31 protein-coding genes and 3 pseudogenes are annotated in these 26,753 nt (G+C 75.0%); 16 read left to right on the top strand and 18 right to left on the bottom strand.

Features of this window, described 5'->3' with window-relative positions:
• The first annotated feature begins 46 nt into the window (after positions 1-46).
• A complete protein-coding gene (locus JKP76_RS04485; RefSeq protein ID WP_200489726.1) occupies positions 47-520 on the top strand; it encodes a DUF1992 domain-containing protein in 474 nt (157 codons plus the stop codon).
• A 98-nt stretch (positions 521-618) separates the two neighbouring features.
• On the opposite strand, the gene JKP76_RS22085 is transcribed toward JKP76_RS04485, so the two are convergent.
• Both JKP76_RS22085 and JKP76_RS04480 read right to left on the bottom strand, forming a co-directional pair.
• Complete coding sequence (locus JKP76_RS22085) at positions 619-744, bottom strand: hypothetical protein (protein WP_255522506.1); 126 nt, start codon at positions 742-744, stop codon at positions 619-621.
• A gap of 126 nt (positions 745-870) precedes the next feature.
• The gene (locus JKP76_RS04480) at positions 871-1,248 is read right to left on the bottom strand and encodes a nuclear transport factor 2 family protein (protein ID WP_242471184.1); all 378 of its coding nucleotides are present in this window, start codon (positions 1,246-1,248) and stop codon (positions 871-873) included.
• A gap of 125 nt (positions 1,249-1,373) precedes the next feature.
• On the opposite strand from JKP76_RS04480, the gene JKP76_RS04475 reads away from it, so the two are divergent.
• On the top strand, positions 1,374-2,156 hold the full coding sequence (locus tag JKP76_RS04475; protein ID WP_200489725.1) for a helix-turn-helix domain-containing protein: 783 nt from the start codon (positions 1,374-1,376) through the stop codon (positions 2,154-2,156).
• A 53-nt stretch (positions 2,157-2,209) separates the two neighbouring features.
• Here the strand turns inward: JKP76_RS04475 and JKP76_RS04470 are convergent, their stop codons facing one another.
• Together JKP76_RS04470 and JKP76_RS22925 are read right to left on the bottom strand one after the other, a co-directional pair.
• Positions 2,210-2,617, bottom strand: a complete 408-nt coding sequence (locus JKP76_RS04470) for a MarR family winged helix-turn-helix transcriptional regulator (protein ID WP_200489724.1) — start codon at positions 2,615-2,617, stop codon at positions 2,210-2,212.
• Between the two features lie 220 nt (positions 2,618-2,837).
• Positions 2,838-2,996: a hypothetical protein gene (locus JKP76_RS22925; protein ID WP_304504700.1), complete on the bottom strand. Its 159-nt coding sequence runs from the start codon at positions 2,994-2,996 to the stop codon at positions 2,838-2,840.
• 65 nt (positions 2,997-3,061) lie between these two features.
• Here JKP76_RS22925 and JKP76_RS04465 point away from each other — a divergent pair, with 65 nt between their 5' ends.
• The 5 genes from JKP76_RS04465 (at position 3,062) to JKP76_RS04445 (ending at position 8,326) form a co-directional block, all read left to right on the top strand.
• Positions 3,062-4,552 (top strand): ABC transporter ATP-binding protein, encoded by a 1,491-nt coding sequence (locus JKP76_RS04465; RefSeq protein ID WP_304504699.1) that lies wholly within the window; start codon positions 3,062-3,064, stop codon positions 4,550-4,552.
• A gap of 81 nt (positions 4,553-4,633) precedes the next feature.
• Positions 4,634-5,527, top strand: a complete 894-nt coding sequence (locus JKP76_RS04460; protein WP_309230026.1) for a sensor domain-containing diguanylate cyclase — start codon at positions 4,634-4,636, stop codon at positions 5,525-5,527.
• Between the two features lie 155 nt (positions 5,528-5,682).
• The gene (locus JKP76_RS04455) at positions 5,683-6,819 is read left to right on the top strand and encodes a serine hydrolase (protein WP_200489723.1); all 1,137 of its coding nucleotides are present in this window, start codon (positions 5,683-5,685) and stop codon (positions 6,817-6,819) included.
• A 3-nt stretch (positions 6,820-6,822) separates the two neighbouring features.
• On the top strand, positions 6,823-7,377 hold the full coding sequence (locus JKP76_RS04450; RefSeq protein WP_200489722.1) for a hypothetical protein: 555 nt from the start codon (positions 6,823-6,825) through the stop codon (positions 7,375-7,377).
• 19 nt (positions 7,378-7,396) lie between these two features.
• A complete protein-coding gene (locus JKP76_RS04445) occupies positions 7,397-8,326 on the top strand; it encodes an oxidoreductase (protein WP_200489721.1) in 930 nt (309 codons plus the stop codon).
• Between the two features lie 102 nt (positions 8,327-8,428).
• Here the strand turns inward: JKP76_RS04445 and JKP76_RS04440 are convergent, their stop codons facing one another.
• Positions 8,429-8,878: a helix-turn-helix domain-containing protein gene (locus JKP76_RS04440; RefSeq protein WP_200489720.1), complete on the bottom strand. Its 450-nt coding sequence runs from the start codon at positions 8,876-8,878 to the stop codon at positions 8,429-8,431.
• 84 nt (positions 8,879-8,962) lie between these two features.
• Here JKP76_RS04440 and JKP76_RS04435 point away from each other — a divergent pair, with 84 nt between their 5' ends.
• Positions 8,963-10,462, top strand: a complete 1,500-nt coding sequence (locus JKP76_RS04435) for an MFS transporter (RefSeq protein ID WP_200489719.1) — start codon at positions 8,963-8,965, stop codon at positions 10,460-10,462.
• Positions 10,463-10,542: 80 nt separating this feature from the next.
• On the opposite strand, the gene JKP76_RS04430 is transcribed toward JKP76_RS04435, so the two are convergent.
• On the bottom strand, positions 10,543-11,904 hold the full coding sequence (locus JKP76_RS04430) for an alpha/beta fold hydrolase (RefSeq protein WP_200489718.1): 1,362 nt from the start codon (positions 11,902-11,904) through the stop codon (positions 10,543-10,545).
• Positions 11,905-11,948: 44 nt separating this feature from the next.
• Between JKP76_RS04430 and JKP76_RS04425 the strand changes: the two genes are divergently transcribed.
• Positions 11,949-13,061 carry an alkene reductase gene (locus tag JKP76_RS04425; protein WP_207147501.1) on the top strand — a complete coding sequence of 371 codons (1,113 nt, stop codon included), beginning with the start codon at positions 11,949-11,951 and terminating at the stop codon, positions 13,059-13,061.
• A 60-nt stretch (positions 13,062-13,121) separates the two neighbouring features.
• Here the strand turns inward: JKP76_RS04425 and JKP76_RS04420 are convergent, their stop codons facing one another.
• The 3 genes from JKP76_RS04420 to JKP76_RS04410 all read right to left on the bottom strand — a co-directional run bounded on the left by JKP76_RS04420 (position 13,122) and on the right by JKP76_RS04410 (position 15,925).
• A complete protein-coding gene (locus JKP76_RS04420) occupies positions 13,122-13,526 on the bottom strand; it encodes a hypothetical protein (RefSeq protein WP_200489717.1) in 405 nt (134 codons plus the stop codon).
• A 597-nt stretch (positions 13,527-14,123) separates the two neighbouring features.
• On the bottom strand, positions 14,124-14,780 hold the full coding sequence (locus tag JKP76_RS04415) for a response regulator transcription factor (protein ID WP_200489716.1): 657 nt from the start codon (positions 14,778-14,780) through the stop codon (positions 14,124-14,126).
• Complete coding sequence (locus JKP76_RS04410; protein ID WP_200489715.1) at positions 14,777-15,925, bottom strand: sensor histidine kinase; 1,149 nt, start codon at positions 15,923-15,925, stop codon at positions 14,777-14,779. Before JKP76_RS04410 ends, JKP76_RS04415 begins: the two co-directional genes overlap by 4 nt.
• A 183-nt stretch (positions 15,926-16,108) precedes the next feature.
• On the opposite strand from JKP76_RS04410, the gene JKP76_RS04405 reads away from it, so the two are divergent.
• Positions 16,109-16,996, top strand: a complete 888-nt coding sequence (locus JKP76_RS04405) for an ABC transporter ATP-binding protein (RefSeq protein ID WP_200489714.1) — start codon at positions 16,109-16,111, stop codon at positions 16,994-16,996.
• Positions 16,993-17,757, top strand: a complete 765-nt coding sequence (locus JKP76_RS04400) for a hypothetical protein (RefSeq protein ID WP_200489713.1) — start codon at positions 16,993-16,995, stop codon at positions 17,755-17,757. The genes JKP76_RS04405 and JKP76_RS04400 overlap by 4 nt, the downstream gene beginning before the upstream one ends.
• A gap of 48 nt (positions 17,758-17,805) precedes the next feature.
• Here JKP76_RS04400 and JKP76_RS04395 read toward each other — a convergent pair whose 3' ends face one another.
• The 7 genes and pseudogenes from JKP76_RS04395 to JKP76_RS04370 form a co-directional block, all read right to left on the bottom strand.
• Positions 17,806-17,970, bottom strand: a complete 165-nt coding sequence (locus JKP76_RS04395) for a hypothetical protein (protein WP_200489712.1) — start codon at positions 17,968-17,970, stop codon at positions 17,806-17,808.
• Between the two features lie 114 nt (positions 17,971-18,084).
• Positions 18,085-18,459, bottom strand: coding sequence for a methyl-accepting chemotaxis protein (locus JKP76_RS23900; protein WP_375335642.1), 375 nt, complete (start codon positions 18,457-18,459; stop codon positions 18,085-18,087).
• Positions 18,460-18,654: 195 nt separating this feature from the next.
• Positions 18,655-18,978: pseudogene (locus JKP76_RS23895) on the bottom strand (GAF domain-containing protein); the annotation flags it as partial.
• A gap of 253 nt (positions 18,979-19,231) precedes the next feature.
• Positions 19,232-19,501 (bottom strand): annotated as a pseudogene (locus tag JKP76_RS04385) (GAF domain-containing protein); the annotation flags it as partial.
• Positions 19,502-19,757: 256 nt separating this feature from the next.
• Positions 19,758-21,185 (bottom strand): uracil-xanthine permease family protein, encoded by a 1,428-nt coding sequence (locus tag JKP76_RS04380; protein ID WP_200489711.1) that lies wholly within the window; start codon positions 21,183-21,185, stop codon positions 19,758-19,760.
• A 90-nt stretch (positions 21,186-21,275) separates the two neighbouring features.
• Complete coding sequence (locus JKP76_RS04375) at positions 21,276-21,683, bottom strand: DUF4345 domain-containing protein (protein WP_200489710.1); 408 nt, start codon at positions 21,681-21,683, stop codon at positions 21,276-21,278.
• 49 nt (positions 21,684-21,732) lie between these two features.
• Entirely contained in the window at positions 21,733-22,524 is a 792-nt protein-coding gene (locus JKP76_RS04370; RefSeq protein WP_200489709.1) for a DUF2470 domain-containing protein, read from the bottom strand.
• Positions 22,525-22,588: 64 nt separating this feature from the next.
• On the opposite strand from JKP76_RS04370, the gene rpsD reads away from it, so the two are divergent.
• Complete coding sequence (gene rpsD / locus JKP76_RS04365; protein ID WP_200489708.1) at positions 22,589-23,191, top strand: 30S ribosomal protein S4; 603 nt, start codon at positions 22,589-22,591, stop codon at positions 23,189-23,191.
• 73 nt (positions 23,192-23,264) lie between these two features.
• On the opposite strand, the gene JKP76_RS04360 is transcribed toward rpsD, so the two are convergent.
• Together JKP76_RS04360 and JKP76_RS23890 are read right to left on the bottom strand one after the other, a co-directional pair.
• A complete protein-coding gene (locus JKP76_RS04360; RefSeq protein WP_200491435.1) occupies positions 23,265-23,471 on the bottom strand; it encodes a hypothetical protein in 207 nt (68 codons plus the stop codon).
• A 196-nt stretch (positions 23,472-23,667) separates the two neighbouring features.
• Positions 23,668-23,832, bottom strand: a pseudogene (locus tag JKP76_RS23890) (TetR/AcrR family transcriptional regulator); the annotation flags it as partial.
• Between the two features lie 110 nt (positions 23,833-23,942).
• Between JKP76_RS23890 and JKP76_RS04350 the strand changes: the two are divergent.
• The 4 genes from JKP76_RS04350 (at position 23,943) to JKP76_RS04335 (ending at position 26,751) form a co-directional block, all read left to right on the top strand.
• Positions 23,943-24,365 carry an organic hydroperoxide resistance protein gene (locus JKP76_RS04350; RefSeq protein WP_200489707.1) on the top strand — a complete coding sequence of 141 codons (423 nt, stop codon included), beginning with the start codon at positions 23,943-23,945 and terminating at the stop codon, positions 24,363-24,365.
• A gap of 255 nt (positions 24,366-24,620) precedes the next feature.
• Complete coding sequence (locus tag JKP76_RS04345) at positions 24,621-25,013, top strand: hypothetical protein (RefSeq protein WP_200489706.1); 393 nt, start codon at positions 24,621-24,623, stop codon at positions 25,011-25,013.
• A 63-nt stretch (positions 25,014-25,076) separates the two neighbouring features.
• Positions 25,077-26,195 carry a signal peptidase I gene (locus tag JKP76_RS04340; protein ID WP_200489705.1) on the top strand — a complete coding sequence of 373 codons (1,119 nt, stop codon included), beginning with the start codon at positions 25,077-25,079 and terminating at the stop codon, positions 26,193-26,195.
• On the top strand, positions 26,173-26,751 hold the full coding sequence (locus tag JKP76_RS04335; protein ID WP_200489704.1) for a hypothetical protein: 579 nt from the start codon (positions 26,173-26,175) through the stop codon (positions 26,749-26,751). Before JKP76_RS04340 ends, JKP76_RS04335 begins: the two co-directional genes overlap by 23 nt.
• The last annotated feature ends 2 nt before the right edge of the window (positions 26,752-26,753 follow it).

Below are 26,753 nucleotides of genomic sequence, written 5' to 3'. Positions count from 1 at the left end.
CGCCGGCGGTGGCGGGACCGGCCCGGCCGCGGGGACGATGGTCGGCGTGACCGAGCGCAAGCCGCCGGGGATGTCGTTCGAGACGTGGGTGGACCGGCAGATCGCCCAGGCGCAGGAGCGCGGCGACTTCACCGGGCTGCCGGGCGCCGGCCGGCCGCTGCAGAACCTCGACCGCGAGGAGACCGCCTACGACTGGGCCCTGGCCAAGGCCCGCCGCGAGGGCGTGGACACCGGCGCGATGCTGCCGGCCGGGCTCCGGCTGCGGCGCGAGCGCGACGACCTGCCCGCGCGGGTGGCCGGCCTGGCCACCGAGGCGGAGGTCCGGGCGGTCGCCGAGGACTACAACGCCCGCGTCGAGGCCTTCTGGCGGCTGCCCGCGGAGAGCCGCTGGGCCGCCGTCCCCGGGCTGGCCGACGTCGAGGCGCTGGTCGCGGGCTGGCACCGCGACCGCCCGCCGCCGCCCCCGCCCGTCGCCGCACCACCCCCGCCCCCGGCCCGCCGCCGCTGGTGGCGCCGCTGATCCCCGCTGGGATCAGGTGACCTGATCGTCGAGCGTCCTCCCTCGTGGTGCGCGGTGAGGGAGGACGCGCTACGGCGAGGGAGGACGTGCCGGCGCAGTCAGTCCTGGTCGGCGTCGTCCTTCTTGGCGTCGTGCTCGCGGGTGGCCATGCCCCCGTGCCCGCCCTCGTCGTGCTGGCCCGGGTGCAGGTTGTTGGTCTCGTCGTCCTCACGCGGCTCGGTCACGCCGTCGATCCTGCCGCCCCGCCCGGCATCCCGCTCGGCCCGCTGGGATCAGGGAACCTGATCCCAGCGCGTCCTCCCTCGCGGTGGGCGGTGAGGGAGGACGCGCTACGGGCAGGGAGGACGGCGTCAGGCGGCGGCGGGCACCCGGTCGAGGAACCCGAGCACCGCGCTGATCCGGCCCTCGGCGTCCAGCACGGCGACGTCGGACCCGACAACCGGCGCCTCCGCGCCCTCGGGCCCGAGCTCCCAGGTGAAGCGCAGCTGGTCGTGGTGGGGGTCGACCGGCCCGAGCAGCCGGAACACGAAGCCGGGGAACTGCTGCTGGACGGCGCCGATGGTCGCGGCGAGGGCCTCGGTGCCGCGGACGTCGGCCAGCGGGTCGGTGTAGCGGACGTCGGCGCTGAACACCTCGGCGACGATGGCCCGGCGGGCGGCCGGGTCGGTCTCGTTCCAGGCGGCCAGGTAGCGGTCGGCGTGGGCGGTGGTGACGGTCATGGCGGTCATGGCAGAACAGCTCCTCGGGGCGGTGGTGTTCAGGAACGGGACCACCGTGGCCGCGCCGCGGTAGGTGCTGCGATTACCTCCCAGGTAAGGGACACCGCGCAGCCGTCGTCGCTAGCGTCGGCGCCGTGACCACCGCCGTCGCAGGAGAGGTCCCCGTCGGCGAGCTGCTGCGCTCCTGGCGCCGTCGCCGCCGGCTCAGCCAGCTCGACCTGGCCGTGGAGGCGGGCGTCTCGGCCCGGCACCTCAGCTTCGTCGAGACCGGGCGGGCCCGCCCCAGCCGCGAGATGGTGCTGCACCTGGCCGAGCAGCTCGAGGTGCCGCTGGGCGCGCGCAACGAGCTGCTCGCCGCCGCCGGGTTCGCGCCCGCCTACCGCCGCCGCGACCTGGGCGATCCCGACATGGCCGTCGTCCGCGAGGCGCTGGACCGCGTGCTCGCCGCCTACGAGCCGTTCCCGGCGCTCGCCGTCGACCGCGGCTGGCACCTGGTCGCCGCCAACGGCGCCCTGTCGGCGCTCCTCGACGGCGTCGCGCCGCACCTGCTGGAGCCGCCGGTCAACGTGCTGCGGCTGAGCCTGCACCCCGAGGGGCTGGCGCCGCGGATCCTCAACCTGCCGCAGTGGCGGCGGCACGTGCTGCACCGGCTGGGCCGCGAGGCGCACCTCGCCGGTGACCTCGCGCTGGCCGCGCTGCACCGCGAGCTGCTGACCCTCCCCGGCGGCCTGGACCGCAGCCCGCCCGACGGCATCGCCGTCCCGCTGCGCCTCCGCACCGGCGACGACGGCGCCGTGCTCAGCTTCCTCAGCACGGTCACCACGTTCGGCACCGCCGTCGACCTCACCGCCGCCGAGCTCAGCGTCGAGGCGTTCCTCCCGGCCGACGACGCGACCGCCGCGGCGCTCAGCCGCTGATCGCGACCACCCGGGGGCCGGAACCCTGGACGGCGACGTCGGGGGGCGGCGGATCAGTCGAGCAGCGCGGTCAGCAGGCGGGTGAGGGTGGCGCGCTCGTCGGGGGTGAGCCGGGAGAGCAGCGCCTCGGTGTCGGCGGCCCGGGCGCGAGCGACCTCGGCGCGGATCCGGCGGCCCTCGTCGGTGGGGCGGAGGACGACCGCCCGCCGGTCGCCGGGGTCGCGGGTGCGCTCGACCAGCCCGCGCTCCTGCAGCCCGTCGGCCACCTCGGTCGCCGAGCGGGGGGCGATGTGCAGCGCCTCGGCGAGGTCGGAGGGCCGGACGCCGCCCCGCTCGACGACGACGCCCAGCGCGCGGGCCTGGTGCGGCGAGAGGTCCCAGGGCGCCAGCGCCTCCCGCCAGCGCCGGCGCTGGGCGCGGGCCACCTGCAGGAGCAGCTCGCCCGTCGCGTCCTCGGCCACGGGGGAACAGTAGCGGAGGTGCGGCGGTTACCAGACCATGAGGTAACCTCAGCAACTGTTCAGGAGGTGTCGCCATCAGCGAGACGATGATGATGACCGGCGGCCGCGGGAGCGGCCCCGGCGGAGGCGGCCCCGGAGGCCGCAAGCCCGACCCGGCCGACCGCGCCCAGCTGGCGCGCTCGCCGGTCCGGTGGAGCCGGGTGGCCGCGCTCTTCCGGCCCTACCGCGCCCAGCTCGCCGTCGTGGTGGCGCTGATCGTCGCCTCCTCGGTGGTCGCGCTGGGCACCCCGTTCCTGATCCGGCTGGTCATCGACGAGGCCATCCCCCGGCAGGACGTGCCGCTGCTGCTGTGGGCGGTCGGCGGGATGCTCGCGGTCACCGTGCTCACGGCGGTGTTCGGCGTCGTCCAGACCTGGCTGTCCGACCACCGTCGGCCAGCGGGTCATGCACGGTCTGCGGACGGCGGTCTTCACCCACCTGCAGCGCCAGTCGCTGGGCTTCTTCACCCGTACCAAGGGCGGCGAGGTCCAGTCGCGGCTGATGAACGACATCGGCGGCATGCAGTCCGTCGTCACCTCGACCGCGACGTCGTTCGCCTCCAGCGCCACCACGGTGATCGGTACCGCCGTCGCCATGGCGGTGCTGAGCTGGCGGCTGTCGCTGCTCTCCCTCGTCGTCCTGCCGCCGGCCGTCTGGCTCACCCGCCGGGTCGCCCGCATGCGCCGGGAGATCACCGCCCAGCGCCAGCGGCACCTCGCCGACCTGCACTCGCAGGTCGAGGAGGGGCTGTCGGTGAGCGGCGTGCTGCTCGGCAAGACGCTGGGCGCGGGCCCGGCCCAGTCGCAGCGCTTCGCCGGCACCTCGGCGTTCCTCGTCGACCTCGAGGTGCGCTCCCAGCTGGCCGGGCGCTGGCGGATGGCCACGATGAGCATCGTGTTCGCCGGCATCCCGGCGCTGATCTACCTGGCGGCGGGGCTGCCGGCGACGTCGGGCGGCATGACCATCGGCACCCTGGTCGCGTTCACGACGCTGCAGGGCGCGCTGTTCCGCCCGCTCATGCAGCTGCTCGACATCGGCGTCTCCCTCACCGCCTCGATGGCGCTGTTCAGCCGGGTGTTCGAGTACCTCGAACTGCCCGTCGACATCGACGACCCCGACGAGCCGGTCGCCGTCGAGCCCGCCGCCGTCCGCGGCGAGGTGCGGTTCGACCACGTCGGGTTCCGCTACCCCGACGCGCTCCGCCCGGCGCTGGCCGACGTCGACCTCGTGGTCCCTGCCGGCTCCTCGCTGGCGCTGGTCGGCGAGACCGGCTCGGGCAAGAGCACGCTGGCCTCCCTCGTCGCCCGGCTGAACGACCCGACGACCGGCCGCGTGCTGGTCGACGGCGTCGACGTGCGGGACCTGGCGCTGGCCGACCTCGCCCGCATCGTCGGCGTCGTCTCCCAGGAGACCTACCTGCTGCACGGCACGGTGCGGGAGAACCTGCGGCACGCCAAGCCGGACGCCACGGACGACGAGATGGTCGCCGCGGCCCGCCGGGCGCAGGTGCACGACGTCATCGCCGCGCTGCCCGACGGCTACGACACCGTCGTCGGCGCCCGCGGCCACCGGTTCTCCGGTGGGGAGAAGCAGCGCCTGGCCATCGCTCGCACCCTGCTGCGCGACCCCGCGGTGCTGGTGCTCGACGAGGCCACGAGCGCGCTGGACAACGAGACCGAGCGGGCCGTGCAGGCCGCGCTCGACGAGGCCAGCCGCGGCCGGACGACGATCACGATCGCCCACCGCCTCTCGACCGTGCGCGACGCCGACCGGATCGTCGTCCTGGACGCCGGGCGGGTGGTCGAGCAGGGCACGCACGAGGAGCTCCTGGCGCTCGGCGGGCGGTACGCCCGGCTGGCCGGCCTGGCCCGCGCGGAGGCCGTCCTCGCCGGCTGAGGACGACGGCCGGTGCCCCCGAACGGGTGCCCGGTTCCGGAACCGGGTGTCGGGGCGCGTCCGCCAGGGAAGAATTGCCTGGTGACCGGGCAGGAGCACGAGCGGGCGAGCGCCGGCGCGCCGGCGCTGGTGGCGGCGTTCATCGACGCCACCGAGGCGCTGGTCTGCGTCATCGGCGCCGACACCCGCATCCTGTTCGCCAACCCGGCGCTGCAGCGGTTCACCGGGCGCACGCCCGAGCAGCTGCTCGGGCAGCGCTTCTGGGAGGTCTACGTCGCCCCGGAGCACCTGGAGCTCGCGCAGGACGCCGTCGCCCGCGCGATCGCGACCGGGCAGGCGCACCCGCAGGAGGCCGACTGGATCACCGGCGAGGGCGGGCGCCGGCGGGTGGCGATGCGGAACACCGTGCTCCTCGACGACGACGGCCGCCCCTACGCGATCGGCACCATCGGCATCGACGTCACCGTGGACCGGGAGCGGGAGGAGCGGCTGCACCACCGGGCGCAGACCGACCTGCTGACCGGCATCCCGAACCGGGCCGCGCTGTTCGACGCGCTGCAGGCCGCCCTGGACACCCCGGACGGACCCGACGTGGGCGTGCTGTTCTGCGACCTCGACCGGTTCAAGCAGGTCAACGACGAGCACGGCCACCAGGTCGGTGACCGCGTGCTCGCCGAGGTGGCCGGCCGGCTGGTGGAGCTCTCCTCGCCCGGTGACCTCGTGGCCCGCTTCGGCGGGGACGAGTTCGTGCTGCTCCGGCCCGCCGCCGACGAGGACGCCCTCACCGAGCTGGCCCGGCACGTGGCGGTCACCGTGCCGACCCCCTTCCGCGGGCTGCCCCAGCAATCGGTCGGGGTGAGCGTGGGCATCGCCGTGGGCCGGCCGGGAGAGGCGCCCGACGAGGTGATCGCCCGCGCCGACCGCGCGATGTACGGCGCCAAGAGCCACCACCGCCGCCGCACCCCCCGCGACTGACCGCCTCCAGGCGCGGGGATGCGTCATCCGGCCCCCGGGAACGACGCATCCGTGCGCCCGGTCGGCCGGGAGCGGGCGCCTCGCGGTGCCGGGGGTGCCGTGGTCGGATGGGTCAGCGGACGGCAGCGGCGCCGTCCCGGGAACCGGGAGGTGGCATGGCCGAGGTCCACGGCCGGTGGGACGAGCGGTTCGCCGGCGTGCGGGACGCGCTGGCCCAGCAGCTCGACGCGGGCGAGGAGCTCGGCGCGTCGATCGCCGTCGACCTGGACGGGAAGACCGTCGTCGACGTCTGGGGCGGGCACCGCGACGCCGAGCGCACCCAGGAGTGGTCCGAGCACACGATCGTCAACGTCTGGTCGACGACGAAGTGCGTGCTCGCGCTCTCCGCGCTGATGCTGGCCGACCGCGGCGAGCTGGACCTGGACGCGCCGGTCGCCGACTACTGGCCGGAGTTCGCGGCCAAGGGCAAGAAGGGCGTGCTGGTCCGGCACCTGCTCTCGCACACCTCCGGCGTCTCCGGCTGGGAGCGCCCCTTCTCGATCCGCGACATGTACGACTGGACGTCGGCCACCGAGCGGCTGGCGCAGCAGCGGCCGTGGTGGGAGCCGGGCACCGCCTCGGGCTACCACGCGAACAACCAGGGCCACCTCGTCGGCGAGGTCATCCGCCGGATCACCGGCACCACGTTCAAGAAGTTCGTCGCCGACCGGATCGCCGACCCGCTGGGCGCGGACTTCCAGATCGGCGCCCGCGAGTCCGAGGTCTCCCGCATCGCCCCCGTCGTCGCGCCGCCGCGGCCCGAGGGGGGCGGCGCTGCGCCGGACCCGGAGTCGGTCGCCGTGAAGACGTTCACCGGGCCCAAGGCCTCGGCCGCCGCGGCGAACTCGCCGGAGTGGCGGGCCGCCGACCTGGGCGCGCTCAACGGGCACTCCAACGCCCGCGGCGTGATGAAGGCGCTCCGGGTGCTGAGCCTGGGCGGGGAGGCCGACGGCGTCCGGCTGCTCTCACCGGCGACCATCGAGCGGATCTTCGACGAGCAGGCCGACGGCGTCGACCTCGTGCTCGGCGCCCCCTTCCGGTGGGGCACCGGCTTCTGCCTCGGCTCCCCAGCGGTGCCCTACCTGCCCGAGGGACGCACCTTCTTCTGGGGCGGCTGGGGCGGGTCGCTGGTGATCATGGACCTCGACCGCCGGCTCACGATCAGCTACATGATGAACAGGATGGGCGGCGGGTTGATCGGCTCGCCGCGCAGCGAGGCCTACGTGCGCGCCGTCTACGCCGCACTGGCCTGACCGGTGCGGCTCGACGACGTCGTCCCGCGGCCGCAGCACGTCACCCGGCAGGCGCGGTGGATCGCCGCGCCGCCCGAGGTGGTCTGGGACGCGCTGCACGCCGTCCGGCTCTCCGGGCTGCCGGTGACCCTCGTGCTGTCGGCCGCCCGGTTCCTGCCGGTGGTGCTCTCCGGGCGCGGGCTGGGCCAGCTGCACGACCGGCCCTTCCTGGACGCGCTGCCGGTGCCGCTGCTCGCGTCCGAGCCCCCGACGTCGGTGGTCGCCGGCGGGCTGCTGCAGCCCTGGCACCTCACCGGCGGGGAGTCCGGTCCCGCGCTCGACGCCGCGCAGCTGCGGGCGTGGGACGAGCCCGGCTGGGTGGTCGCGGCCGTGGACTTCCGGCTCACGCCCCGCGGCAACGGCACCGAGCTCGCCTCGGAGACCCGCGTGCGGGCCACCGACGACGCCAGCCGGAGGGCGTTCGCCCGCTACTGGCGGCTGATCCGGCCGGGCAGCTCCGCGGTGCGCTGGGAGGTGCTCACCGCCGTCGAGCTGCGCGCGACCGGCCGGCTGCGCTGACCTGGGGAAGGATCGGCGCGTGGCCTGGACCGAGAAGGACATCCCCGACCTGCACGGACGCACCGCGGTCGTGACCGGCGGCAACGGCGGCCTGGGCTTCCAGACGGCGCTGGCGCTGGCCGGCGCGGGGGCGCACGTCGTCGTCGCCGCCCGGGACCCGGAGAAGACCGCGACGGCGACCGCGCGGATCCGCGAGCGCGTCCCGGAGGCCTCGCTCGAGGTGGTGCCGCTGGACCTGGGCGACCTGTCGGTCGTTGCGACGGCGGCGCGGGCGGTGCTCGACGCGCACGAGCGGGTCGACCTGCTCGTGAACAACGCCGGCGTCATGGCGATGCCGCAGCGCACCACCGCCGACGGCTTCGAGATGCAGCTCGGCGTCGACCACCTGGGGCACTGGGCGCTCACCGCGCACCTGCTGCCGGCGCTGCTGCGTGCGCCGGCGGCCCGGGTGGTGACGGTGACCAGCACCGCGCGGTTCATGGGCGGCCCGCTGGACCCGGCGGACCCGCACATGACGCGGCGGTACCGGGCCTGGGGCTCCTACGCGCGGGCCAAGATGGCCAACTACCACTTCGGGCTGGGCCTGCAGCAGCGCTTCGCGCGGGCGGGTGTCGCGGCGGCCTCGCTGATCGCGCACCCGGGGCTGTCGAACACCGACCTGCAGGCGCGCACGGTGCGCGAGGGCGGCGGGGGCTGGGCGGGCGCGTTCGGGCACGCGGTCACGGCGCGCTCGGGCATGACGCCGCTCGAGGGCGCCCGGCCGCAGCTGCGGGCGGCCACCGACCCCGCGGCGGCCGGCGGAGAGCTCTACGCCCCGCGGTTCGGCTCGCACGGGGCCCCGGTCCGCCGTCCGGTCCTGCGCCGGTTCGACCTGGCGAAGCAGATCGACGTCCTCTGGGCGGTCTCCGAGCGCGAGACGGGGATCCCGCTGGAGGTGCCGCCCGCCTGACCGGCGGCCCGGGGCCAGCTGCGGGGAACCTGGCCCTGGCGGGGCCCGGGGAGGGCCTGTTTCCCCGCACGTGCGGGACGGCGTCAGGTACTGGGGACGGCGTCAGCCGGGCTCGTGCGCCGTCCGGACGTGCCGCTCGGTGTCCCGGCCGATCCGCTCACCGCAGACGTCGCAGACCCACGACGCGGTGATGCGGTGCCCGGCGTGCCGCAGCTCGACCGGCGGCTCGTCGGCGACGTAGCGGTCGCCCCACTGCATGAGCCCCTGGAGCACCGGCCACAGGTCCCGGCCGGCCGTCGTCAGGTGGTAGTCCCAGCGCGGTGGGGCGTCGCAGTACTGCCTGCGCTCCAGCACCCCGGCCTCGACCAGGCCGTTCAACCGGGCGGTGAGCTGCTCGCGCGGCGCGCCGGTGCCCTGCCGGATCTCGCTGAACCGGTGCACGCCCAGCGCCACCTCGCGGACGACGAGCAGCGCCCACCGGTCGCCCACGACGTCGAGGGCGCCCGCGATCGAGCACCGTCGTCCCGGCAGCTCGTCCAGTCGGCTCGTCACAGTTCCAAGGTTCGCATACCGAACCGACTCGTGTACGGTCCGGCGCAGTCGGTTCGGCTGGCGAACCGAGGACGGGGCGGTGCCATGAGCGCGACGACCGAGCCGACGACGACCGGGCCGGCGGGCGCAGCCCTCGTGCGCAGCCCGGGGCTGGTGCTGCTCGTGGTCTCGGCGGCGGTCTTCCTCTCCTCGCTCGACCTGTTCATCGTCAACATCGCGTTCCCGGTGCTCGGGGAGACCTTCGAGAGCTCGACCGGCGCGCTGTCCTGGGTGCTCAACGGCTACACGATCGTGTTCGCCGCGCTGCTCGCCCCGGCCGGCCGGATCGCCGACCGGATCGGCCGGCGTCGCGTCTTCCTCACCGGCCTGGCCACCTTCCTGGCCGGCTCGCTGGGCTGCGCGTTCGCCTGGGGCGTGCCCAGCCTGGTCGCGTTCCGGGTGGTGCAGTCCGTCGGCGGGGCGATGGTGACGGCGACGTCGCTGGCGCTGCTCCTGCACGCCTTCCCCCCGGCCCGGCGGGCGACGGCGATCGCGGTGTGGTCGATGGTCGGCGGGGTGGCCGCCGCGCTGGGGCCGCCGATCGGCGGGCTGCTGCTGGAGCTCTCGTGGCGCTGGATCTTCCTGGTCAACATCCCGATCGGCATCGCCGCGCTGGTCGTGGGCCTGCGCGTGCTCCCGGAGTCGAAGGACGAGACCGAGACCCGCCGACCCGACTTCGTGGGCGCGGTGCTGCTGGTCGCCTCGGTGGGCCTGCTCGCCTACGCGCTGGTCGACGCGCCCGACCGCGGCTGGGGCAGCCGCGTCGTCGTCGGCGCGTTCGCCGGGGCCGCCGTCGCCGGGGCGCTGGTCGCGCTGCGTGCCGCCCGGGCGCCGCGCGGCGTCGTCCCCGTGCTGCCGCTGGCGCTGTTCCGGGTCCGCTCCTACACCCTCGCCAACCTGGCGATGGCGTTCTTCATGGCCGGCTTCGGCGGGATGCTGCTGGGCAACGTGCTGTGGCTGACCGAGGGCTGGGGCTTCTCCTCGATCGAGGCGGGCTTCGCGCTGATCCCGGGCCCGGCCCTGGCCGCCATCACCGCGATCCCCGCCGGCCGGCTCGGCGCGCGCATCGGCTGCGGGCCGGTCGCCGCCGCGGGGACGGCGATCTTCGCCATGGGCGCGCTGTACTGGATCCTCCAGGTCGGCCCGGAGAGCGGGTTCGTCGCCGACTTCCTGCCCGGGCAGGTGTTCACCGGCATCGGCGTCGGGTTGACGCTCACCAACTTCTCCGCCGCGGCGTCGTCGTCGCTGCCGCCGGCGTCCCTGGCGACCGGGACGGCGACCTTCGGCGCGTTCCGGCAGATCGGCGCCACGCTGGGCGTCTCGATCCTGCTCGCGGCGGTGGCCGGGGGCGCTGGGGAGCTCGCCGGCGCCCAGCGCGGGTGGGCGCTCACCGTCGGTCTCGCCCTCGTCTCCAGCCTGCTGGCGCTCGCCGTCGGCCGCGGGCACCACGCCGACCTGCAGGTGCCCGCCCCGGTCGCGGTGCCCGCGCCCACGCCCGCCCCGGCCGACGGGGTCCCGGGCCCGCGCTGGGATCAGGGAACCTGATCCCAGCGCTTCCTCCCTCACCGCGCACCACGAGGGAGGACGCTCGGAGCTGAGGGAGGACGTGCCCGGGGCGGCTCCGGTCAGGCCGCGCCGTCGACCGCCCAGTCGGCGAACACGAGGCTCACCGTGTGCCCGGACGAGGGCCAGTTCGGCACGTTGAGCGTCTGCGGCCGGGCGGCGTCGCCGCGGGGCAGGTTGCGGGCGGTCACCGTCCCGGACGCGTCGGGCGCGGCCGGCAGGAAGACGTCGATGCCGCTCTGGAACGGCTGCTCGCCGAAGTAGGGCAGTTTCGCCAGCGTCGTCTCGCCGGGGGTCGCGGCGTCGTCGTGCACGTGCAGCCCGATCGCGGCGTTGCCCACGTAGTCGGTGATCACGTCCACCGGCTCGCCGCCGTCGACGCTCAGCTCGAGGACGTCGGCGTCGCCCTCCGCGTGCCACTCGCGCATCCGCATGATCACCAGCGCCACGTGGTCCTCGCCGACGTTGGTGTTCTGCCGCACCGGGCCGTCGGGCTCGGACGAGAGCAGCCGCACGAAGGCGCTGCTCCGCACGTAGGGCTGCAGGTACAGGTGGTGGACGACGGGGGAGCTGCCGGAGCTCAGCGCGTACTCGTAGTGGGCGCCGTTCTCGAGCTCGATCGGGCCGAACTCGCCGTCGGGACCCAGCTCGGTGCTGGCGTGCGGCTCGTCCCCGGTGCGGGCGCCGGTGCCGGGGTCGATCGCCCAGATGTCGAGCGTCGCGTCACGGCCGGTGTTCGCCGGGAAGTTGACCGCCCGGCCGGAGATCTCCACCGGCGCGCGCTGCGGCACGATGTCGACCACCTCGGGGGCCTCGCCGACGAGGAACTCGTACTGGACGGCGAAGGACTCCTTCGACGTCGCCACCTCCACGTGCGACTGCCCCGGGAACTGGGGCTGCACCGGCGCGATGCAGGGGACGGGCTGCGGCTCGGGGCAGGGCCGGCCGTCGATGGCGACGTACTTGGCCACCTTCGCCACCTGCGCGGGATCGCCGAGGAAGAGGTTCGACACGAAGGTGCCCCGGGAGTGGCCGATCAGGTAGACCTTCTCGACGCCGAACTCGGCGAGGGTGTCGTCGACGACCTCGGCGAGGCCGGCGGCGTAGGCGGGGATGTCCAGCCCGGCGCCGTCGTGGTCGTAGGCGACGATCCGGTCCTCGGGGTAGCCGTTGGCCACGAACCGCATCGCGTTGGACTCGATCTGCTGCGCGGAGCCGGCGAAGCCGTGCACGAACACGATCGGCAGGGCGACGTCGTCGGGCAGCGGCGGCAGCGGGTCGGTGCCCTCGACCACCTCGGGCGCCGGCTCGGACCCGGCGGCCGGGGACGCGCCGCCGTCGTCGTCCGACGAGCAGCCGGTCAGCGCGACGGCGGCCGCGAGGACGACGGCCAGCAGCGGGCGACGGCCCGCGATGTGGATCATGCGCTGCACCCTAGGGCAGATGGTGACGAAGGTCGCACGACGGAATGCGCTCCGTGCGGACCCGCCTTCGACCCCGTGTGGACCTGTTCTCACCCGTCGCCCTCGGCGACCTCTCGCTGGCCAACCGCGTCGTCATGGCGCCCCTCACCCGTCTGCGTGCGAGCGCGACCGGCGTGCCCGGGGAGCTGATCGCCGAGCACTACCGGCAGCGCGCGGGCCTGGGCATGATCATCACCGAGGGCACCTGGCCGAACCCGCAGTCGCAGGGCTACCCGGGGCAGCCCGGCATCGTCACCGACGAGCAGATCGCCGGCTGGCGCGCGGTCGCCGACGCGGTGCACGAGCGCGGCGGCACGATCGTCATGCAGCTCATGCACGCCGGCCGGGTGACCCACCCCGACGTGATCGGCGGTCGCGAGGCCGAGGCGCCGTCGGCGATCGCCATCGAGGGCGAGGTCCGGACGCCGTCGGGCAAGCAGCCCTACCCGGTGCCGCACGCGCTGACCGGCGACGAGCTGGGCCGGCTCCGCGACGAGTTCGTGCAGGCCGCCCGCAACGCGATCGCCGCCGGGCTGGACGGCGTGGAGCTGCACGGCGCCAACGGCTACCTGCTGCACGAGTTCCTGTCGCCGGCGTCCAACGAGCGCACCGACGCCTACGGCGGGACGCCCGAGAACCGTGCGCGCTTCGTCGTCGAGGTGGTGACGGCGGTGGCCGAGGCGATCGGGGCCGGCCGGGTCGGCCTGCGGATCTCCCCCCAGCACAACATCCAGGGCGCCTTCGAGACCGACGCCGCCGACGTGCTGCTCACCTACGGCGCGCTGCTCGACCAGCTCCGCCCGCTGGGCCTGGCCTACCTGTCGGTGCTGCACGCCGAGCCCGGTGGTGACCTGGTCCAGGAGCTGCGGCGGCGCTTCGGCGGGCCGCTCGTCGCCAACAGCGGCTTCGGCACGGTGACCACCCGCGAGGAGGCGATCGGCCTGATCGAGGAGGCGCACGCCGAGGCCGTCGCCGTCGGCCGCCCGGTCATCGCCAACCCCGACCTGGTCGAGCGCTGGGCCGGCGAGCACCCGGAGAACGCGCCCCAGCCGCACCTCTTCTACGCCGACGGCGCCGAGGGCTACAACGACTACCCGACGCTCCAGCAGGTCGGCTGACCCGCCAGTTCCTCGATCAGCACGCACTGAGGGCGGTTCCCGACCGGGTCGGGACCGCCCTCAGTGCGTGCTCGCCTCGGTCGGAGCCTCCGCCGGCGGCGCGGCGGGCGGCGCGGGGCGCAACCCCTGGTTCCAGAGCTCGACGGTCTGGAGGCCCCAGAAGACCCCGAAGCAGCCGATCAGGCCGGCCTCGAGGACCAGCAGCCAGTGCTCGACGCCGAGCAGGCCCAGCACTCCGCTGGCAGCCGCGAAGCCGACCATGCCCAGCACGATCCAGGCGTAGCGGTTCATCCGCCGGACCGGCGCGTGCGTGCCCCGGCGCCCGCGGTGCAGGTTCACCGCGTTGACGGCGACGTCGGCGACGACGAGCACGAACATCGTGATCGCGGCGACGGCGTGCCCGTAGCGGTCGAACGCCTCCGCTCGCAGCGCGAAGACACCGGCGGCCGCGCCGAACAGCAGCACCGACCCCGCGTAGCCCGAGCAGCTCGATCCGGGTCGGGGGCGGCTCCTCCGTCGTCCGGCTCCGGTTGCGCATCCAGAGGACGGCGAGCGTCGCCAGCGCGATGCCGACGACGGCGAGCACCGCCGTGACGTTGTTCGCGACGTTCAGGTTCCTGTTCAGACCGTCCGTGACGACCCCGCACGATCCGGGCTCGGCGATCGGCACCACGGCGACGAACGGGGCGCAGACGCCCGCGACGTTCAGCAGCACGTCCTCCACGTCGGTGCTGCCCTTGAGCGCGACCAGGCACAGCCCGATGGCGACGAGCGCTCCGACCAGGACGTTCTGGACCGGCGTGTAGTAGTAGCCGCTCAGCGAGGTCTGCCAGCAGGTGCCCTCGACCCGGAGCACCTCGTGGACGACGGCGACGCCCAGGCCGACGACGACGGCGACCATCGCCAGCCGCAGGTAGCGGTAGGTCTTCACAGCGGCCAGCGCCGGGGGCGGCCCGGGTGTCTGCCCGTCCGCGACCCGCTCCACCCACCTCATCGCCGTCCCCCGTCCCCTGCCGGGAATGGTCGGGCTCCCGGGGGCGGGGGGCAAGGCCGCGCGCCGGTTCAGCCCTCCAGCAACCCGGCCTCGTGGGCGAGGATCGCGGCCTGGGTGCGGTTGGTCAGGTCCAGCTTCGTGAGCAGCCGCGAGACGTAGGTCTTCACCGTCGCCTCGCTGACGAACATCCGCCGGCCGAGCTCGGCGTTCGAGTCGCCGGTGCCCAGCAGCGCCAGCACCTCCCGCTCGCGGTCGGACAGCTCGGCGACCCGGCGCAACGCCTCGGCCCGCCGCGGCGCGGCCCGGCGATGGACGTAGGACTCGATCAGCGCCGCCGTCACCTGGGGCGACAGCGTGGCCGTCCCGTCGGCGACGGCGCGTACCGCCGCGGCTATCTCCCGCGGCGGGGTGTCCTTGAGCAGGAAGCCGGCGGCACCGGCCGCGAGGGCCGCGTACACGTACTCGTCCAGGTAGAAGGTCGTCAGGACGGCGACCTGCGGCGGCCTCGGCAGCGCCAGGATCCGCTCGGTCGCGGCGAGCCCGTCCATCCGCGGCATGCGGATGTCCATGAGGACGACGTCGGGAGCCAGCTCGCGGGCGGCCCGCACACCGTCGACGCCGTCGCCTGCCTCGCCGACCACCTCGAAGCCTCCGACGGACTCCAGCACCGTGCGCAGCCCGAACCGCACCAGTTCCTCGTCGTCGACCAGCAGGACGCGGATCACGCGGGCAGCACCGCCTCGACGCAGAACCCGCCGTCCAGCCGCGGCCCCGCCGTCAGCCGGCCGCCCAGGGTGCGCACCCGCTCGCCCAGCCCCACGAGCCCGAAGCCGCCGCCCGACGTCCTCCCGTGGTCGCCGGACGCTGCCGCGGGAGCGTCCGGCGGTCCGTTGACCACGCGGACGGCGAGCTCGGATCCCGTCCGCGTCACGGTCACGTGGACGGCGGCGCCGGGGGCGTGCCGGCCGGCGTTCGTGAGCGACTCCTGCACGATCCGGTAAGCGGCGCGGCCGGCGAGCGGGCCGACATCGGTGTCGGGCAGCGCGAGCTCGACCGCCATGCCCGCCTCCTGCGCCTGCGCGACCAGCCGGGGCAGGTCCTCCAGCCCGGGCTGGGGGCCCAGCGGCGCCTCCTCGTCGACGTCGCCGGCGCGCAGCACCCCCACCATCTGCCGCAGCTCGTCCAGCGCCCGGCGTCCGGCGGTCTGCACCTGCCCGGCGAGCTGCCCGACGCGGTCGGGGTCCCGTGCCGCCATCTCGATCGCGCCGGCCTGCAGCACCATGAGGCTGACCCGGTGCCCGACGGCATCGTGCATCTCGCGCGCGATGCGGGTCCGCTCGGTGAGGACGGCGTCGCGCGCCAGCAGCTCCCGCTCGGCCTCGGCGCGCTCCGCCCGCTCGCGCAGGGCGGCCAGCAGCTGCGCGCGGGTGCGCTGCCAGATGCCGAGCGCGCCGGGGAGGAGGACGAGCAGCGCGGCCGTCCCCACGGCGCCGACGGCCTGGTTCGCGCTGTCGACCTCCCACGGCCGGGCGGCTGCGACGGCCGCGAGCGTGCCCGCGATCGCCCGGGTGCGCCACGAGGCGACGTACCGCGCGACGGCGTAGGCCGAGATCAGCAGTCCGGTGGCGATGCCGATCGTGCTCAGCGCGGCGCCGACGGCGAACGGGACCAGCGGTGCCCTCCGGCGCAGGAAGAGGAGCAGCAGGCCGAGGGCGACGCCGATCACGATCAGCAGGAGCGCTCCCACCGGGCCGGGGTCCAGGGCGGCGACCTCGAAGGCCACCACCGCCGCGCACGTCGCCGCGACGTGCACCTCGAGCCAGATCCCGCGCGCGCCGAGGCCCGGCCACAGGCGGTCGCGGAGGCTCATGCGGCGGAGCGTAGATCCGGGTCGGATCGTGGCGGGTCGCCCGCGAGTCCCCGGCCCGGTCGACTTTCGGATGACCGCGTCGCGCCGTCCGGGGACCCGGGGTCGCGGCCCGCGGCCGACGCGGGAGACGGCGCCGGCTCGGCAGATTCGTCGTCCTCACCTCGACGAGCTGCGGAGGAATCCATGATCACGGTCAGCGGACTGACCAAGAGGTACGGCGACCGGACGGTCGTCGACGACGTCTCGTTCACCCTCGAACCGGGGACCGTCACCGGCTTCCTCGGCCCGAACGGCGCCGGCAAGACCACGACGATGCGGATGATGACCGGCCTCGTGCCGGCGTCGGCCGGCTCGGCGACCGTCGACGGCCGGCCGTACGGCGAGCTGCCCAACCCGGGGGCCGTCGTCGGCACGCTGCTCGACGCCTCCGCCGTCCACCCGGGGCGCACCGGGCGGACGCACCTGCGGCTCCTGGCCGCCGCCCTCGGCGTGCCTGCGGAGCGCGCGGAGGAGGTGCTGGCGCAGGTCGGCCTCGCCGACGCCGCCCGCCGGCGGGTCGGCGGCTATTCGCTGGGCATGCGGCAGCGGCTCGGGATCGCGGGGGCGCTTCTGGCCGATCCGCCGGTGCTGGTGTTCGACGAGCCGGTCAACGGCCTGGACCCGGAGGGCATCCGCTGGATGCGCGACCTGCTCCGCGGGCACGCGGCGCGCGGCGGCACGGTATTGCTCTCGTCCCACCTGCTCGGCGAGGTCGAGCACACCGTCGACCGGTTGCTGGTGATCGGCGGGGGGCGCGTCGTCGCCGACGGATCGGTCGCCTCCCTGCTCGGCCCGGACGGCGCGGTCGTCCGGGCCGGGGACACCGCCGCCCTCCGTGCGGCCCTCGAGGCGGCCGGGTTCCACGTGGAACCGGGGGACGACGGCGCGCTCGTCGTCCCGGGCGCCCGGCCCGGCGACATCGGCGCGGTGGCTGCTGCCGGGGGCCACGTCCTCCTCGACCTGCGCCCCGTGCAGCGCGGCCTCGAGGACCTGTTCTTCCAGCTCACCTGGCCCGAAGGGACTCTCTCGTGACCACCGTCCTGACCTCCCCCGCGCCCTCGCTCGGCAGCTCCGTCGAGGCGCGCCGGACCGGTCCGTCCCTGCCCACCCTGGTCGGCCTGGAGATGCGCAAATCGTTGTCGCACCGCTCGGGCCGGGCGTTCGCGGCGTCCGCTGCCCTGCTCGGACCGGTCGGCGTGGCGCTGGCCGCGACGGATGCGGAGTTCGGCTGGGCGGCCGGCCCGATCGGCATCGTCGGCTCGATGACCGGGCTGGTGCTGCTGGCGCTCGGCGTGATCTCGACAGCGGGAGAGTGGACCCACCGCACCGTGCAGACGACGTTCCTGCTGGTCCCGCAGCGCGGACGGGTGCTGGCGGCCAAGACGGCCGCGGTCGCCGTGCTGGGTGCCACCCTCGCCGCGGTGTCCGCCGGGTCCTCGCTGGCGGTCATCGCCGCCGTGGGCGTGGACGACCTGAACTGGGACGGGACCGGTCAGGCGCTGGTGACGGCGGTCGGGGCCGGCGCGGCCTTCGCGGTGATCGGCGCGGGTGCCGGGGCGGCGACGGCGAACACGCCGGCCGCCCTCACGTCGCTGTACCTGCTGATCATGGGCGTGCTGCCGCTGGTGCGGATCTGGAACCCGGACCTGGCGCAGTGGCTGGACCCCGCCGAGGCGACGACGGTGCTGGCGCAGGGGGACGCCGAGGCGCGCTCGATCGCGGTGCTCGCCGGCTGGGTCGTCGTCGCCTCCGTCGCCGGCTGGGTGCTCACCTCCCGTCGGCCCGTTCAGTGAGCGACCGCGCCCATGGCCGGGGTTCCTCCCCGGCCATGGGCGCCGGGCTCATGCGGGCACCGGAACCGGCAGCGCCGGCTCCCGGGCAGGCTCCGCCGTCGGCGCGAGGCCGGTGACGATCAGCCGGACGGCCAGGCACAGCTCCCAGGCCGCGACGGGGATCGCGGCCACCAGGGCGACGGCGGACGTCTGCGCGTACAGGCCGAACAGCACGGCGGCTGTGACGAGCAGTTCGAGTTCGAGTTCGCCCTCGACGTCCTGCTCGACGGCTTCGAGCGGCTGCGCGAGCAGGGCTGGACGTCCCGCCGCGGCTGACGCCGGCTCGGTTCAGCCCGCGGCCTCGATCAGCTGCGCCATGCGCTCCTGCTCGCCGAGCACCTCGCCGATCCGGTGCTGCACCTCGTCCAGCCGGCCGATGATCTCGCCGGTCGTGTGGATGCCCTCGGCGACGGCCTTCGAGCTGGACTGGATGCCGGCGATCTGGTCGGCCACCCGCTGGGTGGCCTTCGCCGTCTCCCGGGCCAGGTCCTTGACCTCGCTGGCCACGACGGCGAAGCCCTTGCCCACCTCGCCGGCGCGCGCCGCCTCGATGGTGGCGTTGAGCGCGAGCAGGTTGGTCTGGTCGGCGATGCCGGAGATGATCCGGATGACCTCGCCGACGGCGGCCGACGCCTCGTCCAGCGCGACGACGTCGCCGGTCATGGCCGAGGCCTGGCTGACCGCGCTCTCCGCCACCCGGCCGGCCTCGTTCGCCGCCTCGCGCAGCCGCGCGACGGTGACCAGCAGCTCGCGGGCGTTCTCCGCGCTCTCCTCGTTGCGGCGCAGCACGTCCAGCCGCTGCGACACCAGCTGCTGCACGTTGCGCAGCGAGGCCCGCCGCGAGTCCGACAGCTCGATGGTCTCGGTGACGAAGAAGTCCATGGTGCCGATGACGCGGCCGTTGACGATCAGGGGGAAGCAGACGCCGGACTTCACGCCCGCGCGCTGCGCGGCGGGCGCGCGCACGCAGTCGGTGACCTGCCCGATGTCGGGCACGAAGACCAGCTCGCGGGCCCGCCAGGCGCGACCGGACAGGCCCACGCCCTCGGCGAAGCTGGCGCTCAGCGTGACGGCGCGGAACTCCTCGCCGGCCGAGCCGGACTCCTGCTGGAAGCGCAGGACGCCGGACTCCTCGTCCAGCGCCCAGAACGAGCCGTAGGCCCAGCCGAAGGCGCTGCGCACGGTGTCCAGGGCGACCCGGAGCGCCTGCTCCTGGCTCGTGGCCGCGCCGATCTCGGTGACGACGGGTCGTCACCGCCTGCCGGTCGTGCAGCGTCTCCTGCAGGTGGGCCTTGGCCAGCGCCGCCCGGTGCGCGTGCACGAGCAGGCCGCGCAGGGCCCGCCACTTCGACTGCCGGCCGCCGAAGAACGGCAGCTCCTGGTCGTTGTAGAACTCGTAGAGGCTGACGATCCGGCCGGTCTCGTCGGCGATCGGCAGGACGCAGCCGCGCGTCGCGCCGGCGGACTGCGCCGCCTTCCACCGCCCGCACAGCGCCGGGTCGGTCGTCTCGTTCGCCAGCACCGGGTCCTGCGTGCGGATGGCCGCGCCGGCCAGGCCCTCGCCGGGCATCAGCCGCTCGATCCGGGCGGCGCGCATCGTCTGCGCCGAGCGCCCGGATTCGGCGACCAGGCTGAAGCCCCGGTCGGGGTCGACCAGCCAGGCGGCGCCGTAGTCCAGGTCGAGCTCGCGGGCCAGCGTGGTCACGATCGTGCGGTGCGCGTCGGCGCTGTCGGCAGCACCCGCCCTCCAGGGCGTCGATGACCGCCTCGACCGCCTCCACGTCGCGGGGGACGGGCACGGGTGCCGCGGCGGGGCTGGCTGTGCGCGTGCGTCGGCTCATCGGTCCTTCTCGGCTCGGGAGGCGACCGGGCCCCCCGCCGCCGTAGCGGGTATCGGCGGGCGGGGGGTGGAGTCGTACCAATGACGGGGCGCTAGTTCATGGCGCGCAACGCGATGCCGCTCAGGTGGTCGTGCGACCGGCCCCACCGGCCGGCCGGACGCCGTCGTCCTCGGCGCCGTGCACGTGCCCGAAGGTCGATCCGGCGGCGGGGTGCGGGCCCTCGAGGGTGAGCGACTCGCGCATCTCCGCGGGCGCCAGCGCGCGGGCCAGGTGCCAGCCGACGACGGCGACGAGCGTGCCGAGCGCGATGCCACCCAGGGAGAAGTCGTCGGTGATCTGCAGCAGCGGAGCGGCGTTGCCGGAGTTGCCGACGGCGATCACGATGCCCGCGGCCAGCGGCACGAGGTTGATCGGGTTGGCGAAGTCGACCCGGTTCTCCTTCCAGATCTTCGCGCCGAGCAGGCCGATCATCCCGTAGAGGACGACGGTGATCCCGCCGAGCACGCCCCCGGGGATCGCGTTGATGAGCGCGCCGAACTTCGGCACCAGGCCCAGGCCGATCGCGACGACGGCCGCCACGTAGTACGCGGCCGTCGAGTAGACGCGGGTCGCGGCCATGACGCCGATGTTCTCCGCGTACGTGGTGGTGGGGGAGCCGCCGACCGCCGTCGCCAGCACCGTGGTGAGGCCGTCGGCGGCGACGGCGCGGCCGATGACCGGGTCCAGGTCGCGGCGGGTCATCTCGGCGACCGCCTTCACGTGCCCGGCGTTCTCGGCCACGAGCGCGATCACCGCGGGCAGCACCAGCAGCGAGTAGTTCACCGAGAACGACGGCGCGGTGAAGTCCGGGAGCCCGAACCACGAGGCGTCACCGACCGCGGTGAAGTCCACCCGGTCGGCATCGGTGGAGCTCAGCGGGCCGGCCGCCCAGTCGAGCAGGATCGACAGCAGGTAGCCGAAGACCAGGCCGAGCAGGATCGAGATCCGGGCCAGGAAGCCGCGCAGCAGCAGCGAGGCGACGACGACGAACGCCATGGTCGCCAGCGCCACCCACTGGTCCTGCGGCCAGTAGGTCGACGTCGCCACCGGGGCCAGGTTGAACCCGATGAGCAGCACGACCGCGCCGGTCACCGCCGGCGGCAGCACCTTGTTGATCACGCGCACGCCGGCGAGGTGGATGACCAGGCCGACCAGGGCGAGGACGACGCCGGAGACCAGCAGCGCCCCCAGGACGTCGGAGTCCGAGCCGCCCGCGGCGCGCACCGCGACCACCCCGCCGACGAAGGAGGCGGAGCTGCCCAGGTAGCTGGGCACCTTCCCCTGCACGACGAGCAGGAACAGGATCGTCGCGACCCCGCTCATCATGATCGCCAGGTTGGGGTCCAGGCCCATGAGCAGCGGGAAGACGAACGTCGCCCCGAACATGGCGACGACGTGCTGCGCGCCGATGCCCACCGTGCGCGGCCAGGTCAACCGCTCGTCGGGGGCCACCGCCTCACCCAGCGGCAGGGTCTTGCCGTCCCCGTAGAGCTTCCAGCCGAACGCCATCGGTGCCTCCTCGACCTGCACGGACGCCCGCGACCGGTGCGGGCGACGCGCATCGTCGCACCACCCCGGCCGCGGCCTCCGCGCGGTCGGTCAGCGCCCGGCGCGTCGTGCCACGCGGTGCTGCCAGGCGACCAGCACCGGGGTCCCGAGCAGCTCGAGGGCGGCCGCGCCGACCAGGGCGGGGGAGGGCCGGCCGGTGCGGCGCCAGGCGAGCAGCCGCACCACCCCGCCGGCGAAGAGGGCGCCGGAGACGCCGCGCACCAGCGCGCCCCGGCGCTCGACCTGCGGCACCGCCGACCAGATCAGCGGCGCGGCGGCGGCGTAGATGGCGTGCGCGTAGCGGTACTCGCTCTCGACGTCCGGCGTCGCCGGGCCCGCGGCGCCCGGCATCGAGGAGGGCCCGACCAGCGCGCCGGCGAGCCCGGAGGCGAGGGGGATGGCCGCGAGGGCGCTCAGGGTGATCTGCAGGCCTCGGCGGCCGCCGTCGGAGGAGGTCATCGGAGGACCGTCGCACAGCGGGGCCGTCCCGACCAGCGCGGGCGGGCGGTCAGTCCAGCGCGCAGCACAGCAACCCGCCGACGGCGTCGGCGAACCCGTCGCTGCTGGTCAGCGGCTCGGGGAAGGCCACCCGCACGTCGTAGCCGCCGCGCAGCGACTCCACGCGGAAGCGGACGCCGAAGCGGTCCAGCCCGAGCAGGGCGACGTCGTCCCGCCGCCCGGCCCAGGCCTGCACCCGCGCACGCAGCCGCGCCAGTGCCGCCGCCTGCCCGGTCAGCAGGTCGGCCTCGGCCGCGGTGACCGGGTCGACCGCGGCCGCCGCGAAGTCCTCGGGCTCGACGTGGTCGACGGCGTGCGCCTCGTGCAGGACGACGTCGGCGACGTCCAGCTGCAGCAGCGTCGCGGTGAGCCCGACCTCGAACAGCGCCTCGCACGGGCAGCTGTCGGCGAAGGCGAGGACGGCGGCGGCGACGTCGCGGTCCGGGACGGGCGTGAGCCACCCGGCCAGCTCCACGAGTGCCCGCACCGGCCGGCGCAGCGCCGCCGGGGCCCGGTCGGTGACGGTCAACCGGGCGGGGAGGTCGCCGACGGGGGAGCCGGCCAGCGCACGCACCAGCGGCCCCGACGTCGGGACGACGACGAACGTGCGCCCGTCCCCGGTCGTGGTGGCGGCCAGGGCGGGCGTCGTCCCCGTGCCGAGGACGTGCAGCGCGGCCGCGGACCGGGCGGCGACGGTGCGCGCCCGCTCCGCCGGCGAGGGCTGCCCGCCGGCGCCGGGCGGGGCGGTGACCGGGGCGGGGGTGCCGGCGGCGAACCGGCTCGGCCTGGGACCAGCCGTCATGGGAGCACCTCGATGACTCTCGGGAACGTGAGTAAGGTTAGCCTAACCAAAGACGGAGGTACCCGTGAACACTCCCCGGCCCAAGATCCGGATCAGCCGAGCCCTCGGCATCGCGCTCACGCCCAAGGCGGTCGCCTACTTCGAGCGCCGTCCGTACCCGCCGGGCGAGCACGGCCGCAAGCGCCGCAAGGACAGCGACTACTCCACCCGGCTCAAGGAGAAGCAGCGGCTGCGCGCGCAGTACGACATCAGCGAGAGCCAGCTCCGCGCGGCGTTCGACCGGGCCAAGCGGTCGGGTGGCAAGACGGGCGAGGCGCTGATCCAGGACCTCGAGTCGCGGCTGGACGCCACCGTCCTGCGCGCCGGCTTCGCCCGCACGATCTACCAGGCGCGCCAGTTCGTCACCCACCAGCACGTGCTGGTCAACGGGACGAGGGTGGACCGGCCCTCCTACCGCCTCCGGCCGGGCGACTTCGTGCAGATCGCCGAGCGCTCGCGGGCGAAGGAGCCCTTCGTCGTCGCCGCCTCCGGCGCGCACGCCGAGCCGCCGGCGTACCTCACCGTCACGCTCGCCGACCTCGTCGCCCGCTACGAGCGGACGCCGAGCCGCGACGAGGTCCCGGTGATCTGCGAGGAGCAGCTGGTCGTGGAGTACTACTCCCGCTGACCCTTCCGCGAGATCTGCACACTCGGGGTCCCGGCCGAGGGGAAAGCCCCGAGTGTGCAGATCTCGTGGCGGCTCAGGCGGGCAGCAGGTCCTCGACGGCGGCGAGCAGCGTCGCCCGCGCCGCCTCCGGGTCCGCCAGGTAGCCCGCGACCATCGCGCCGTCCCGGAGCATGACGAAGCGCCGCGTCGCCTCGGCCGGGTCGGGGTGACCGGCGGTCGCGAAGGCGCGGGTGACCGTCCCCGCCAGCCACTCCCGGTGGACGACGACGGCGCGGTGCACGGGGCTCTCCGGATCGGGGAACTCGGCCGCCGCGTTGATGAAGGGGCAACCGCGGAAGCCGCGCGCGCAGACGCTCGTCCCCGATCCCGCCGGCGAGGGCCCGGACCAGGTCCGCGGCGCCCTCGGTGGTGTCCGGGACCTCGCCCACCCGCCCGCGGACGGCGACGTCGACGGCTTCGAGGTAGGCCACGACGAGGTCGTCCTTGCCGGGGAAGTGCCGGTAGAAGGTGGCCCGCGTGACGCCGGCCTCGGTGACGATGCGGTCGACGCCGACCCCGCGGATGCCCTCGCCGTAGAAGGTGCGGGACGCGGTCGCGAGCAGGCGGTCGCGCGCGGCGGAGCTGCGGACCGGGGCTGTCACGGGGCCAGGCTAGCAGAACGAACGTTCTGTCTTGCGGGTTGGACGTCATCGTGATCAGGTGGAGCCGAGGCAGAACGACCGTTCTGCCCCGTCGACGTCCTGGAGGACCCGTGCCCGCCATCTACACCGCCACCGCGACCGCCACCGGCGAGGGCCGCAACGGCCACACCCGCTCCTCGGACGGGCTGATCGACCTCGACCTGGCGATCCCGAAGGAGATGGGCGGCCCGGGCGGGGCGACCAACCCCGAGCAGCTGTTCGCCGCCGGCTACGCGGCCTGCTTCCACTCCGCGCTGAAGGCGGTCGCCCGCGAGAAGAGGGTGGCCTTCACCGACTCGGCGGTCACGGCCGACGTCGGCATCGGCGCGAACGAGGCCGGCGGGTTCGGCCTCGAGATCACGCTCTCCGTCGAGCTCGGCGGCCTGGACCAGGACGCCGCGGAGCAGCTCGTGGCGGCCGCCCACCAGGTGTGCCCGTACTCCAACGCCACGCGCGGCAACGTCCCGGTGACCCTGGAGACGACCGTCGCCTGACCGCCACGCGGCACCGCTCTCCCGCACGACAGGGGCCCCGGACCGATCGGTCCCGGGCCCCTGTCGTCGTGCGCTGGTCAGCGCCCCGTCGGGTCGACGTGGGAACTCCGGATTTCTTGTGGGACAGGAGTTAACACGGACCGACCCCGTGCCGAAAGGTGCCCTGTCAAGGATGACGGGCACAGGCACCGCCACACCGGGTGAGAACCCGCGCGGGGATCTGCGCCATTGAGAGAACGGACACTCCCCATGCGCATGTCGCGCGTTCTGCTCGCCGGCGTCGCGGTCGCCACCGCCGGCATCGCCACCTCCGCCTTCACGAACAGCAACACGTTCAACCCGGACGCGACGGCTGACGACCAGGTCGGTTACGGCGAGCTCGCGGTCAGCGGTGTGACCGTCAGCAACGTCGCCTACAACGTGCTGTCCACGGACGCGACCAAGCTCCACGAGGTCGTCTTCACCGTGACCACCGACGTCGAGGACACGAACTCGTACCTGACGATCACCGGCGACGGCATCGCCACCACGCCGTTCGACTGCACCCCGTCCGCCGGCGGCGCCGCGCCTTACCTGGTCACCTGCGAGGCCGGCGACGTCGTCGTCGAGGAGATCACGAAGGTCGCCCTGACCGTGGTCGCGAAGTAACCCCTGATCGGCCCGGCCGGGCGGCTCGACGCCGTCCGCACGTCCCCTGAGCCGGAAGCGAGCATGAACGCCGCAACCAGAGCCGCCAGCACCAGCGCGATCGCCGCGCTGGTGCTGGCGGCTGCCTGGTTGTTCTGGCCCGCACAGCTCGGCGGCTCCACCACGTACGTCACCACCCACGGCGTCAGCATGGAACCGGGCTTCTCCACCGGTGACCTCGCCGTGCTCCGGCCGGCCGACTCCTACGAGGTCGGCGACGTCGCGGCCTACTACTCGGAGACCCTCGACACCGTCGTCATGCACCGGATCGTCGCCGTCGAGGGGGACCGGTTCGTCTTCCAGGGCGACAACAACGACTGGCTCGACCAGGACCGGCCGACCGCCGACGAGCTCCTCGGCACGCTGTTCCGCCAGGTGCCCCAGGGCGGGAAGGTCCTGGCCGCGATCGCCTCGCCGTGGTCCCTCGCCCTCGTCCTCGCCGGCATCTTCGGGGTGTTCGGCAACCACCGACGCAAGCGCCCGGGCCGCAAGGCCCCACGGCACCGCGCCGCCCGGGCCCTGCCTGCTGTCGCCCTCCCGTCCTTCCCCTCCCTGCCGTCCCTCGCGCGACCGTCCCTCCCGCGCCCCGCGTCGCCGGCCCTGCCGGCGTCCTTCTCCATGCCGACGCGCGCCCAGGCCCGCCAGGTCGCCGTGGGCGCGGGCGCCGTCGCCCTGCTCGCCGCGGGCTCCGGCGTGCTGCTGCTCGGCCTCCCGTCCACGGAGACGGAGGCCCGCAGCCAGCCGGTCACCCAGCAGGGCACCTTCACCTACGCCGGGCCGGCCGAGGTCGGGACCACCTACCCGACCGGCGCCGTCACCACGGGCGATCCGGTCTACACCAAGCTGGTCGACGCGCTGACGGTGTCCTTCGCGCACACCGTCGACGCCCCCGGCCTCGACACCGTCGACGGCAGCGTGCGGCTGGACCTCTCCGTCGCGACCTCCGACGGCTGGAGCGCCCCCCTCGCCAGCGGCCGCCCGGCCCCGGTCGTTGGACGGCACGGCCACCGCGTCGGCCGAGCTGGACCCCACGCTCGCCGCCGCCCTCGTCGGCCGGCACAACGCGGAGATCGGGGCCACCGCCGGCTCCGCGAGCATCCTCGTCACCCCGGTCCTCGACGTGACCGGCACGGTGCAGGGTGAGCAGTTCACCGCGGGCGAGCTGGCGCCGCTCACCTTCGCCATGGACACCGTGGCGCTGCGGCCGCCGTCCGAGGGCTCCTTCGCCCCGACCGGCACCGTCGCGGTGTCCGTCGACACGGAGGTCGCCCGCTCGTTCGGCCTGCTCGGCGTCGACCTGCCCATCGGCGCCGCCCGACTCATCGCCGTCATCGTCCTGGTCCTCGCGGTGGTCGTCACCGCCGTCGCCGGCTGGATCGGCCGGCCCCGCGCCGGCGACGCCGCCGACGAGTTCGCCGTCCGCAACGCCGGGCGGATCCTGCCGGTGACCGGGCTCAGCGCCGGCCGCAGCGTCGTGGACGTCGCCGACGCCCGCGCCCTGCGCCGCGTCGCCGAGCGGGTCGACGGGCTCGTGCTGCACCACGCGGGCCCCGACGGCCAGGTGTTCGCCGTCCAGGACAACGAGACGACCTACCGCTTCGTCTTTCCCGACACCGCGATCACCCGGACGCCGCCCCCGCCGCCCCCTCCGGTCCGGGCGGCAGCGCCCATGACGGTGCCGCTGCCCCGCGTCGCCTGAGG

Source organism: Blastococcus sp. TML/C7B (genome assembly GCF_016612845.1).
GTDB lineage: Bacteria > Actinomycetota > Actinomycetes > Mycobacteriales > Geodermatophilaceae > Blastococcus.
Note: the sequence above shows the minus strand (reverse complement) of the source record. Positions and strands in the feature narration are given on the sequence as shown.